An 11,372-nucleotide genomic window follows, 5' to 3' on the forward strand; every position below is an offset into this window, starting at 1 on the left:
CCCTGAATTTATTTCAGGGTCTGCCTTGCAAAGAGGATGCTAAAATAAACAGCGAAGCTCTCTTGAGGACCAAAATCAATATAGACTTCTGAAAAATTCAGCACGACGTTATCTAGTAAAGTATCAATTCAATCTCTCCTTAATATATCTTTTAATCCTCGCCCATAAACTCCCTTTTCTATTGGCTAAAAAGTGTTTAATAGCTTGATAAGCCTTTTGGTTTTCAACAACAACGGTTGGAAATTCTTTGATTGGCTGCGGATTAATAATCACATTATAAATATCGCTCATTCCAGAGTGAATACCTGTTCCGTCGTGTCCAATATTATTGACTAATGATTGAGAAGGGTTTAAGGTTAATCCGCCTTTTAAGAATATGGAAGCATACCATCTAATGGCCCAAGAGTTATTTTTGCCACTTTTAAAACCTTCCATCTGTTTCCAAAAGTTCATGGTGTTTTCTATAGAAAAAGCATTTCTCTTTTTAGAATCGAATTGTTCTATCAAGGTATCAATATTTGGTTCGAAGTTTTGCCAAGCTCTTGCCCAAGTTGCCCAACCCCAGCTCGTAGCTGCTCTATAAAAGAAACTTTCTGGTAAGGTGTCATCTTTCAAAGCATACATATAAGCACCAATATGCATTACTTTTTCTTCATCGCGATAGCGATTTAAAGCCTCATTAAAATAGGTCAATGTATATGGAGAAGAAATTAAATCATCTTCAAAAACAATAACTTGACCATAAGTTGAAGTTAATTTGTTTACGCCAGCAATTACAGAGTTAGCCAAACCCATATTGGTTTTACTTTCTATAATCTCTACAGATTTAAACCCATCAACTTTTTTAATGAACTCCCTAACCTCGGCGACTTTATCTTCATCAGCTGTGCTTTTTGCTCCATCAGAGAAAATAAATAATCTGCTATCTGCTGCTAGTTCGTTCTGTTTTAAAAACTTTAGAGTACGCTCGGTATGTTGAGGGCGATTGTAAACAAATAAAGAAATTGGGGCAAGATTTTGCATAATTTGCTAACGGTTTAAATGCCCAAACAGTTATCTGCCTTGTAAAAAATAGAAGTTGCCTTGTTATAAAACAATCCTGGAGATATGCCCGTAAATGGTAATTCTTTAAATCCTTTTTCAGTTAAAAATGTTCTGGCTTCTTGATAAATTTCTCTTTCAGAATCATCTAAAACCAACACACCATTCGGTGTTAAAGCTTCAACACTGTTTTTACTACAATTAACTCGGTCTCTGCCATCAACAATAATCACATCGAATTTTTCACCAAGTAAAGCAGCTTTTTTGCTGTATTCTCCACCTTTTTCTAGATGAGTAAAAATCATTTCGGCGTTTGTTGCTTTCTCTTGTACAATTTTATTAAACCAAGCTTCATCGTGCTCAACTGAAACTACTCTTTTAACCCTTTTAGCGTAAAACAGAGTTGAATTTCCAGAGCCATACTCAAAAATCGAAAGGTCTTTTGTTAATCTGGTTTTGATAAAATCGATGAAGGAGTAAGTTACCCATGGTAAAGGTTCTCCAGCTGCATCCACCGCTTGATGGGTATCAAAGGCCGTAAACCAGCCGATGGTGGCTAAATATCCTTTATGACCATAAGATAAAAGGGCATTAAGCCTTTTCGGCTTGCTTACTAATGTTGCTAATGCTTTGAATTTACTCAACGTTTAAATATTTTTTGAAATGCAGACACCAAAAATAGTGATTTTAACATCATTATTCCTTGTTGGCGTGTTTTGGGGATAAATAAAAGATAGAATGTGGAGATGAAGCAGGCAATTAATGTAGCGATAGATGCGCCAACGCCACCATATAAAGGAATTAACCACAAATTAAGCAAAACGTTAATAATTGCGCCCGTTAAAGTCCTGTAAAAAGAGATTTTGGTATAACCTTCTGCTAACAAGAACTGTGAACTTGCTACTCCTAGAAATACAAAAATGCCCGACCAAATATGGATAGACAACATTGGTCCAGCGCCTTCAAATTTCGTGTCGTAAATAAGGTGAATAATATCATTAGCAAATATGCTGATAAAGATGGCTACAGGTAAACTGATTAAAACCAATAAATCGTAAAGATTTTTTAAACGTTTTTGATAACGTTCTAAATCCGTTTTACGAGCATTTATAATTGCTGGAAAAACAGAAGAAATAATTGAAGTTGGAATAAAAAACCAAGCTTCACTTAAATTTGCTGCGGCGCCATAAATACCAACGGCTGCACTTCCAACTGATTTCAGCATTACTTGGTCAATTTTCATATAAACCGTAACCATCACTGCAGACAATATCAATGGGAAAGATTGCTTTAATAGTTTAATGCCCCTTGTTTTATTAAAACTCCAATTAAATATGCTAATGCCCTTATTTTGATAAGTGATGATTAAACCAGTTGCCAAAATGAAGGCATCAAATACCAATACCAGCACTAAATATATTAAGGGTAAGCCCAGCAATACCACTGCAAACTTCAACCCTGTTGTAATAAATAAACAGCTATTTTGTACATGAACAACATACTTTGACTGTACTTGAGATTGGAAATAGGCATCTATTACGTTAAAGGATTTAAACACCGAAATAAAGGAAAGCAATACAACAAATGTGCTTAAATTATCTCCTGGTGTGGCTGAGAAATAATGGAATATTAAATAAATACCAATTGTAATAGGGATTAAAGCGCTATTGGTAATTAACCTTAAGCATAAAGCTGTACCCAATATTTCATCACGTTTGTTAGGTTCATTTATAATTTCCCTAATGATAAATGTATCTAAACCCAAGGCACCCACAGCACCCGTTATGGTAACTAATGCCAATACAAAGCTTAAATCGCCAAATAATTCTGGGCCTAAATAACGGGTAACAACAAGTGAAGCTGCTAAGCCTAAAACCTTCCCGAACATTAACCAACCCGTATTTTTTAAATACTTGTTTAATGCTTGTTCGTCAAAACCTTTTAGAAATGGTAGCTTCATTAACGCAAAGATGTAAAAATAATTGAGGTTTTAGGTTAATGGAGCACCAACAGCAATATCACATCTGTGGTTTGGTTGTCCGTGGGCAGGATTTAACCTTTGACCTTTTTCATTTAATAAAGGGACTTGTGTTGTAGTTGCTGTAGGTTGTGTAACAGTAACTTTTGGATTAGGTGTACTAATCACGGCTTGAGTAGGTTTTGAGTTTAATGGAGCGCCAACAGCAATGTCACATCTGTGATTTGGTTGTCCATGAGCAGGATTCAACTTTTCTCCTTTTGCATTTACTGTCGCAGTTTGAGTCGCAGGTGTGGTTGTAACGGCTGTCGGTGCTGTAACAGGTTGAGCGACTGTTGTAGTTTGAACAGCGGATGTTGTAGTTTTTGCAGGAGAATTTAATGGAGCGCCAACAGCTATATCACAGCGATGCCCAGGTTGCCCATGAGCTGGATTTAACCCACCTGAAGTGCCAACCGGATTTACAACTGGAGTTTTTATTCGCTGATTTAAACTGGCTAAATCTTCTGGTTTAGCTACATAATTCTGAGTAGGTTCAGGTTTTTTTGTGTTACAAGAGGTGAAGCCAACAATTACCAAAATGTAAAGTAAACGTTTCATAAATTTATACTTTTTGTTTCTTAAACCCTTTTTCTATTCTTACTAATTGTTTTAAATGATGATTTAAGTGGATTTCAATAAATCTTAGCCACTGTCCTGCATTTAAATAACCTAATCTCGGATGTTTTGTCCTGATTTTTGGGTCTGCTTTTTTAATCTGAGGCAAAACTTGTATCAGTTGTAATTCAAAATCTGTCATAAATTGTTCAGCACCCATCAAGTTAATTTTTTTAACCCTTTCGGCTAATCTTTTAGGTACTTTATATTTCTTTCCAGGAGGAAGAGCACCAAAAAATAAAATCATTATTGTTGCAAAATGAGCAGGTTTTTTTTCTCCATCACCCTTTATGCAGTTATTCAAAGCCATTAAAGATAATAGACTGGAGTCAAAGATGTGAGAATAGACTTCACTATAACTCCAACCACCATTTATTGGAGTTAAAACAAAATCTTCTTCGCTTTTTGTAGCTAATTTAGCCTTATAAGCATTTACTATTTTCGTAATCGATTTATAAACACGGGATGTATTCATTTAATAAAGTTAGAACTATTTCTCATTTAAAAGTGATTTAACAACTCTTCTAAATGAAAAATTTGCCATTCTACATCATCAGGTTTTTCTGCATTTAGCGGATTAAAAAAAATAGCTTTCAGTCCAAAATCTTGCGCACCGCGAATATCTGCTTCTAAGCTATCTCCAATCATGATGCTTTCTTCTTTAGTGGCTGATGCTTTAGCCAAAGCGTGTTCGAAAATGAGTTTGTTAGGCTTGTTTACTCCAACATCCTCTGAGATTATCACGTTTGTGAAATATGGATTCAAGCCAGAAAGATGCATTTTAGTTAGCGTAGTTTCTTTAAATCCGTTAGAAATAATATGTAATTGATATTTTTTTTGAAGGTAAGCTAACACCTTTTCAGCCCCAGCAAATAAGTTAGTTTTGGTCGGACTAATTCTTACATAATCATCCTCAAATTGGTGAGGAACGTGCTCTGGTTTGATGCCTAAATCTAAAAATGTTTTCCTAAAACGCTCTTGCCTTAAATGCTCCTTTGTAATTTCTCCTAAATGATATTGTTGCCAAAGGCGATGATTATTCTCGGTATATCTTTCTATAAATTCAATGGCCGATTGCAAGCCCAAAGTTTTTAATTGATAAACTTCATAAAGCTCTAATAAAGTTTCTTGTGCATTGCGGTCAAAATCCCAAATGGTATGGTCAAGGTCGAAGAAAATATGTTTAGTCAATTTGAATAGTTATAAGTTTCCTTCATGTAAATCCCAAATAGGGAAACACATTTCATAATCGTTCCAAACAATATCTCCAAATTCAATTTTGAAATTTTTGAATTCTTTTTTATCCAAATATTTTTTAGTCATTGGGTTTTTAGCAGATTGTAAAAAATCAGTAAAATCAATCGTACGTTCCTGCCCATCAGAAAATACAAATCTAATTTTAAAGTCTTCTAAATAATCTGCTTTATTAATCTCTATAACCATAACTATAGTTTTTTAGTAATGATTTCTGGTTCTATTGCTTTGTTGTAAACAAAAAATTCAATCCATTTGTTCACGATGTCAAGCTTATACGCTTCTACAAAAGTACTGAAATTCTTTAGGTTTTTCTTGTCCAAAGGTTTCTTGCCTTTAACATCTGTGATTCTAATTTCTTTAAAAACACCATCAACAAAAATTATTTCAGCTTTACTTTCCATACCCTGATATTTCCCATGTACATGAATTGGCTTATGTTCATTGGAATAGAATAAGATTATTAAACCTAAATATTCGTATAATTTTGGCATTTTTCAGTACTTAATTGATTTTTATGACTTAATTCCAAAAGCCAAATCTCCAGCATCGCCCAAACCAGGAACAATATAAGATTTACTGGTCATTTCCTCATCAATAGCACCTAGCCATAAATCTGCTTTAGGTAAGTTAGCTCTGACGTGTTTGATGCCTTCTGTACTTGCGATGGCGGCTACAATGTGTAGTTTTTCAATTTTATAACGATTAATTAATTCCTTGGCACAAAGTACCATACTTAATCCTGTGGCCAACATTGGGTCGACCAAAATTACCGTTTTCCCTTCTAAATCAGGTGCAGAAATATGCTCCATCTGGATGATAAAGTCTCCACTTTTTTTGGTTTTGCGATAAGCAGTGATGAATGCACAATCTGCCTTGTCAAACACATTTAACAAGCCTTGTTGCATCGGTAAACCAGCTCTTAAAATAGTGGCTAATACGGGTTGCTCTTTTAAAATCTTACTTTTAGCAATGCCAAGTGGTGTCTGGGTTTCAATTTCCGTATAAGTTAAGGATTTACTGATTTCATAAGCAAAAAATTCTCCCAACCGTTCTAAGTTTTTGCGGAAACGCATCGAATCTTTTTGAATCGTTTCATCCCTCATTTCGGCAATGAAGGTATTGGCAATAGAATTTGTTCTGCTTAAGTCGAAAATCATATCATAAAGATAAGGAAAAACTGCGGCTTTGTCATTCTGAATGCAATGAAGAATCTCATTTGAGGAAGTAATAATTTTCTTTTTTTACTTGAGATTCTTCGCTTCGCTCTGAATGACAATTTAATTTTTCCCTACTGACTTCGTGTCTTAGGGGCCAAACCTTTTTAATCCAAAGAATTCTTTAACATTTCATCATAAACAGCTTTCCAGCCTTTCCATTTGCCACTTTCAGAAAGCGATTCATTATGCCATAAGCTACAGAATGTTCCATTTACCAATTTAACATTCGACATTAATTCATCCACTTTGGCAATGGCTTCGATTGGTTTTAACTTTAGATATTGTTGTAAAGTCACATCCATCACAGCGAATGGGTGTACTTTTAAATAGGTTTGTTTTTCTAGTTGTAAATCATACCAAAAAAATGAAGTACAAGTACCTGCTCTAAAGCCAACTTGAGAAGCATAACCCATCGAATAATCGTGATTAATTCCGGCTTTTATTAATTGTAAATAGGTTTGAGGTAAATGTATCTTTAAAAAATGTTGCCTAGAAGCATCAATTTTTTTCTGCGTTATTTCCTGCAAGGCAATCAGCTCTTCATTTATCTTTTTCGTTTCAGTATTTGAAGCATAAGATGGATGAATACCAATTTGTGCATTTTGAGAAATATCACTTATTAGGGTTTTAAAGGCATCATCTTCTGGGTTTATGTTCTGGTCATATTCTTCATGACCTTTTCTAGCCAATAAGAAAAAGAAAATTGGTTTAAGCCTATACTGAGTATGGATTTCGGTTAGATATTCATAGGTGTCAAAAGGGTCATTTTGACCTAAGCCCGTTTTAAGTATGTCAACAATTTTATCGGTGTTTAAGTTTACAGCGGCCTTAATTATTCGAGCAGTATTTTTTATTAAGCCGCTCGATTTAAATTGGAAAGCCCTATCTACATCAACTGTTGGCACAAATTGAAACTTCCTTCTGCCGAATGTTAGATTGGGGAATTTTTTGACCAAGATATTCTTTAAAATAATGGCCCAATTATCAATTATTGGGGTTTTTAAAATAGCTAATTTGTATTGTAAACTTACTTCAGCAGGATAGCGTTGATGTTCATCTGCTTCAAATGGTAAATATTCTTCGTATCTACTCAAGAAGTAAAACGAAGCGGCAAAAACGTCAAATGGCAATGCCCCATTTTCAACTTTGAAAGGAACTTGTTGGTCACCAAATACAGTAAGGTTAACATCTATTGGCTCAAGCTTATGTTTTAATAATAGAGGAGAGCAACCAAAGAAAGGTTCATCGCCCAATGGCAAATCATTATAGCTAATTTTAGGTAAGCTACTTTTAGCAAAGTCTGCAGCAATGCTAGTAAATTCAAAATCGCAAATTAAAATCTCCCTGAAAATAAAATTGAATATATATTTTATTCGAGGAGTAACTTTAGGTGTGTAAATTAACAAAGGCATAATTGCTTAAAGATATTCCTAAAAGTTAAATGTTGTAGTAAGAAAATGTAAAAGTTTTGAACTATTATGTAATCTTTAGCTAGAAGGTAACATTCAATCCTTTATTAGGATAATTTGCCCTTACACTTTTTCTTGTTCCAGCTTTTACAGCATGGAGGATGTTCATTTGGTCATCAAATAAATCATACAAAATGCTATTGCTTAAGCTTAAACTTTGCAAGGAAGTTACATTTTCAATCTCCAAATAAACATTTGTAGCCTCATTATCTCGCTCAAAACCCACATAAGTAGCAGTTAGATTTTTCCCGTTAATTTTATATTGAAGATTAGTGTTCATGTATTTTTTCACCAGTTCATCCATTGCTTTATGCATGGCTGGTTTATTCAAATCAACTTTTGTTTTAAACTGTTTTGCCAACACGGTTTCAAAATCATCAGTATAGATGCGGCAGCTAATCTCTAAATTTTTTTCTTTAGAGTTAAATTCTATCTCTGTTGTACTCACGTGTAGTGGATGTTTAACTGATGGTTCCAAAAAAAATGGAAAAATCATTAAAGCAAGTAACAATTTTGAATAGATAGCTGCCATTTGTTTACGATTTTGTTAAAATGATAAAAAAGAATTTATTTTTAGCGTGTCAAAAATAACAAAGCTATACGAATAACACACATTCATTATGCCATTAACAGATTTTCTGTTTTATTTCAAGTTAGGTTGGTCGCACATTGTGAGTTTAGATGCCCTAGACCATCAATTATTTATACTGGCGCTAGTAACTGTTTACACTTCTAAAAACTTAAAGCAGGTTTTAATTTTGGTTACTGCTTTTACAATTGGACATTCCTTAACTTTATTGTTAAGCGTTTTAGATATGATTAGATTTTCAAGCAAATGGGTAGAATTCTTAATACCTTGCACCATATTCATTACAGCACTAAGTAATTTATTTAAAAAGGATTTTTCGAGAAAAGCAGTAAATACAAATTACTATCTTGCATTGCTGTTTGGGCTAGTCCATGGAATGGGATTTGCAAACTCGGTAAGAATGATGTTGGCCAAAGACCAAAATATTGGCTGGGGCTTATTTGGTTTTAATGTGGGTTTAGAAGTTGGACAAATTGCTTTTGTCATCATCATTTTATGCGCAACTTGGGTCGGATTATCTTTTTTTAGAATCAAAAGAAGAGATTGGGTTATATTTTTATCAGCAGCCGTGTTTAGCCTGGCTTTAAAAATGGCTTTAGAACGAATTCCTTATTAATCAATATACGATGAATAAATTTTACAAACTTTTCACTTTATTGGCAATTACAAGTCAAATTGCCGTTGCTCAAAACATTTTGAATAATCCTGGTAGTAACCACGGAAATAAATTCGAACAATTGGGTACAATTTTAAACACGCCCAACGAGCAGCGTACCGCAAGTGGTGCACCTGGTGTAAAATATTGGCAGCAACGGGCCGATTATAACATTAAGTGCGAACTTGATGAAAAAAATCTAACCTTAAATGGTAGTGAAACGATTACTTACTATAATAATTCGCCAGATGTGTTAACCTACATTTGGATTCAGTTAGATGAGAATGAGCATAACAATTTAAGAAATGCTGGTTATCAAAATAGCAGCAGAATGCCTGCTGGTGCAACTACTGCACAGGTGGATAATTTAGCGCCAAAAACTGAAAGTAATGGTTATGGTATCACCATCAAAAAATTAACTGATGCAACTGGTAAAAGATTAAGCTATACGATTAACAAAACAATGATGCGTATTGAAGTGCCTGCAATGAAGTCTGGCACTCAGTTTATCTTCAACATTGATTGGAGTTATAAAATTACTGATAGAATTGCTGGTGGTGGTCGTGGTGGATATGAGTTCTTTCCCCAAGATGGCAACCACTTATTTACTATGGCACAATGGTTCCCACGTTTGTGTGTGTATAGCGATTTTCAAGGATGGCAAAACCACCAATTTACTGGAAGAGGTGAATTTGCTTTAACTTTTGGAAATTACAAGGTGCAAATGACAGTTCCAGCAGACCACATGGTTGGCTCAACTGGAGAATGTATCAACTACAGCGCAGTGTTAACACCAACTCAGTTAGCAAGATATAACAAGGCTAAAACAAGTACTACTGCTCCAGTTGAGATTGTAACTTTAGCTGAAGCAAAGGCAGCGGAAACTAAAAAATCAGAAGCTAAAAAAACTTGGGTTTTCCAAGCAAATAACGTTCGTGATTTTGCCTGGACATCTTCTCGTAAGTTTGTTTGGGATGCAATGGCACAACCAATTGCAGGTAAAAACGTGATGTGTATGAGTTTTTATGGAAAAGAAGCTTATAGTCTTTACAGTAAATTCTCATCTCGTGCAGTTGCACATACCATTAAAACTTATTCAGATTTTACCATTCCTTATCCATACCCAGTTGCGCAAAGTATAGAGGCTGCTAACGGAATGGAATATCCAATGATTTGTTTCAACTATGGTCGTACAGATGCTGATGGAACTTACAGTGAGAGCACTAAAAACGGTATGTTGGGGGTAGTTATCCACGAAGTTGGTCACAACTTTTTCCCGATGATTATCAATAGTGATGAACGTCAGTGGACTTGGATGGATGAAGGTTTAAACTCTTTTGTAGAGTATTTAACTGAAGAACTTTGGGATAATAAATTTCCGAGCAAAAAGGGTCCTGCTTATACCATTGTGCCTTATATGAAATTACCAAAAGACCAGTTAGAGCCAATCATGTCTAACTCAGAAAACATTGTAAACTTCGGGCCAAATGCCTACTCAAAACCAGCAACTGGATTAAATATACTTCGTGAAACCATTATGGGTCGCGAATTATTTGATTATGCTTTTAAGGAATATTCTAGAAGATGGGCATTCAGGCATCCAACACCTGCAGATTTATTTAGAACAATGGAAGATGCAAGTGGTGAAGACCTAGATTGGTTCTGGAGAGGTTGGTTTTATGGAACAGACCCAGTGGATATTTCTTTGGATAGCGTAAGATATGCAAAACCAGATTTCTCTACAACAGCAGCTGGTGGTGCGGGTAGATTTGGTGGCGGAAATAGACCAGGTGGTGTTAGGGTTGACCAACCTGCGGTAAATGCTTTTGAGGATATCTCTAAAATTAGAAACCGCCAAGATGCAAATGTGAAATTTTATACCGATAAAGATTTAGCGGCAAGAGATTTTTACTGGAAATACGATAGAGGTTTAGCTACTGTTGATACAACTTTGGCAGCAAAACCAAGTACTCAGCCAGCTAGATTGCCAATGGAAGAATTTACTGCAGACGAAAAGGCAAAATATGGCAACAAATTCTTTTACGAGTTAAACTTCAGTAACAAAGGCGGATTAGTAATGCCAATTATTGTAGAGTTTACATTTAAAGACGGAACAAAAATGATTGATAGAATTCCAGCTCAGATTTGGAGATTGAATGAATTGAAAACTTCTAAATTCTATGTGCATGATAAAGAGGTAGTGTCAATTAAATTAGACCCAATGCGTGAAACAGCAGATATCGATGAAACCAATAATAATTGGGGCGGAAGCTCGACACCATCTAAATTCCAAATGTTTAAAATGCGAGCGGGTGGCGCACCAGCAAGAGGACAATCTGTTGGTTCTAATCCAATGCAAATGGAGAAGAAATCTAAATAGTATTTCGCATTGCGATGAATTTTTGTCGCCCTGAGCGTAGTCGAAGGGTCGAAACAAAAACCCGAGGAATAAACGCTTCGGGTTTTTCGTTTTTAAGGAGTTTCATCATTTCGAGAGCCTGTCCGACAC

13 protein-coding genes are annotated in these 11,372 nt (G+C 35.1%); 2 read left to right on the forward strand and 11 right to left on the reverse strand.

Annotated elements, in window-relative coordinates; all coding sequences use genetic code 11:
- Positions 1–123: 123 nt before the first annotated feature.
- The 11 genes from R2Q59_RS16025 to R2Q59_RS16075 form a co-directional block, all read right to left on the reverse strand.
- Positions 124–1,023, reverse strand: a complete 900-nt coding sequence (locus tag R2Q59_RS16025) for a glycosyltransferase (protein ID WP_316786187.1) — start codon at positions 1,021–1,023, stop codon at positions 124–126.
- A 14-nt stretch (positions 1,024–1,037) separates the two neighbouring features.
- Complete coding sequence (locus tag R2Q59_RS16030; RefSeq protein ID WP_316786188.1) at positions 1,038–1,685, reverse strand: FkbM family methyltransferase; 648 nt, start codon at positions 1,683–1,685, stop codon at positions 1,038–1,040.
- On the reverse strand, positions 1,682–3,001 hold the full coding sequence (locus R2Q59_RS16035; RefSeq protein ID WP_316786189.1) for a flippase: 1,320 nt from the start codon (positions 2,999–3,001) through the stop codon (positions 1,682–1,684). Before R2Q59_RS16035 ends, R2Q59_RS16030 begins: the two co-directional genes overlap by 4 nt.
- 30 nt (positions 3,002–3,031) lie before the next feature.
- Complete coding sequence (locus tag R2Q59_RS16040) at positions 3,032–3,619, reverse strand: hypothetical protein (RefSeq protein WP_316770887.1); 588 nt, start codon at positions 3,617–3,619, stop codon at positions 3,032–3,034.
- Between the two features lie 4 nt (positions 3,620–3,623).
- Positions 3,624–4,151 carry a DinB family protein gene (locus R2Q59_RS16045; protein WP_316786190.1) on the reverse strand — a complete coding sequence of 176 codons (528 nt, stop codon included), beginning with the start codon at positions 4,149–4,151 and terminating at the stop codon, positions 3,624–3,626.
- A 26-nt stretch (positions 4,152–4,177) separates the two neighbouring features.
- Positions 4,178–4,867, reverse strand: a complete 690-nt coding sequence (locus tag R2Q59_RS16050) for a YjjG family noncanonical pyrimidine nucleotidase (RefSeq protein ID WP_316770892.1) — start codon at positions 4,865–4,867, stop codon at positions 4,178–4,180.
- Positions 4,868–4,876: 9 nt separating this feature from the next.
- Positions 4,877–5,119 (reverse strand): DUF2442 domain-containing protein, encoded by a 243-nt coding sequence (locus tag R2Q59_RS16055; protein WP_316786191.1) that lies wholly within the window; start codon positions 5,117–5,119, stop codon positions 4,877–4,879.
- 2 nt (positions 5,120–5,121) lie between these two features.
- Complete coding sequence (locus R2Q59_RS16060; RefSeq protein WP_316786192.1) at positions 5,122–5,424, reverse strand: DUF4160 domain-containing protein; 303 nt, start codon at positions 5,422–5,424, stop codon at positions 5,122–5,124.
- A 21-nt stretch (positions 5,425–5,445) separates the two neighbouring features.
- On the reverse strand, positions 5,446–6,090 hold the full coding sequence (upp, locus tag R2Q59_RS16065; protein WP_316786193.1) for a uracil phosphoribosyltransferase: 645 nt from the start codon (positions 6,088–6,090) through the stop codon (positions 5,446–5,448).
- A gap of 164 nt (positions 6,091–6,254) precedes the next feature.
- A complete protein-coding gene (locus R2Q59_RS16070; protein WP_316786194.1) occupies positions 6,255–7,562 on the reverse strand; it encodes a polysaccharide deacetylase family protein in 1,308 nt (435 codons plus the stop codon).
- 79 nt (positions 7,563–7,641) lie between these two features.
- Positions 7,642–8,151 carry a DUF6702 family protein gene (locus R2Q59_RS16075; protein ID WP_316786195.1) on the reverse strand — a complete coding sequence of 170 codons (510 nt, stop codon included), beginning with the start codon at positions 8,149–8,151 and terminating at the stop codon, positions 7,642–7,644.
- An 88-nt stretch (positions 8,152–8,239) separates the two neighbouring features.
- On the opposite strand from R2Q59_RS16075, the gene R2Q59_RS16080 reads away from it, so the two are divergent.
- Together R2Q59_RS16080 and R2Q59_RS16085 are read left to right on the forward strand one after the other, a co-directional pair.
- Positions 8,240–8,824 (forward strand): HupE/UreJ family protein, encoded by a 585-nt coding sequence (locus R2Q59_RS16080; RefSeq protein ID WP_316770904.1) that lies wholly within the window; start codon positions 8,240–8,242, stop codon positions 8,822–8,824.
- A gap of 10 nt (positions 8,825–8,834) precedes the next feature.
- The gene (locus R2Q59_RS16085; protein ID WP_316786196.1) at positions 8,835–11,243 is read left to right on the forward strand and encodes a M1 family metallopeptidase; all 2,409 of its coding nucleotides are present in this window, start codon (positions 8,835–8,837) and stop codon (positions 11,241–11,243) included.
- The last annotated feature ends 129 nt before the right edge of the window (positions 11,244–11,372 follow it).

This window comes from Pedobacter frigiditerrae (assembly GCF_032678705.1).
In the GTDB taxonomy this organism is placed as follows: domain Bacteria; phylum Bacteroidota; class Bacteroidia; order Sphingobacteriales; family Sphingobacteriaceae; genus Pedobacter; species Pedobacter frigiditerrae_A.

What these genes read in the sequence shown, in the direction of transcription:
- R2Q59_RS16080 (WP_316770904.1), top strand. Translation starts at nt 8,240, where the DNA reads ATGCCATTAACAGATTTTCTGTTTTATTTCAAGTTAGGTTGGTCGCAC.
- R2Q59_RS16035 (WP_316786189.1), bottom strand. Translation starts at nt 3,001, where the DNA reads ATGAAGCTACCATTTCTAAAAGGTTTTGACGAACAAGCATTAAACAAG.
- R2Q59_RS16045 (WP_316786190.1), bottom strand. Translation starts at nt 4,151, where the DNA reads ATGAATACATCCCGTGTTTATAAATCGATTACGAAAATAGTAAATGCT.
- R2Q59_RS16075 (WP_316786195.1), bottom strand. Translation starts at nt 8,151, where the DNA reads ATGGCAGCTATCTATTCAAAATTGTTACTTGCTTTAATGATTTTTCCA.
- upp (WP_316786193.1), bottom strand. Translation starts at nt 6,090, where the DNA reads ATGATTTTCGACTTAAGCAGAACAAATTCTATTGCCAATACCTTCATT.
- R2Q59_RS16070 (WP_316786194.1), bottom strand. Translation starts at nt 7,562, where the DNA reads ATGCCTTTGTTAATTTACACACCTAAAGTTACTCCTCGAATAAAATAT.
- R2Q59_RS16055 (WP_316786191.1), bottom strand. Translation starts at nt 5,119, where the DNA reads ATGGTTATAGAGATTAATAAAGCAGATTATTTAGAAGACTTTAAAATT.
- R2Q59_RS16025 (WP_316786187.1), bottom strand. Translation starts at nt 1,023, where the DNA reads ATGCAAAATCTTGCCCCAATTTCTTTATTTGTTTACAATCGCCCTCAA.
- R2Q59_RS16040 (WP_316770887.1), bottom strand. Translation starts at nt 3,619, where the DNA reads ATGAAACGTTTACTTTACATTTTGGTAATTGTTGGCTTCACCTCTTGT.
- R2Q59_RS16060 (WP_316786192.1), bottom strand. Translation starts at nt 5,424, where the DNA reads ATGCCAAAATTATACGAATATTTAGGTTTAATAATCTTATTCTATTCC.
- R2Q59_RS16085 (WP_316786196.1), top strand. Translation starts at nt 8,835, where the DNA reads ATGAATAAATTTTACAAACTTTTCACTTTATTGGCAATTACAAGTCAA.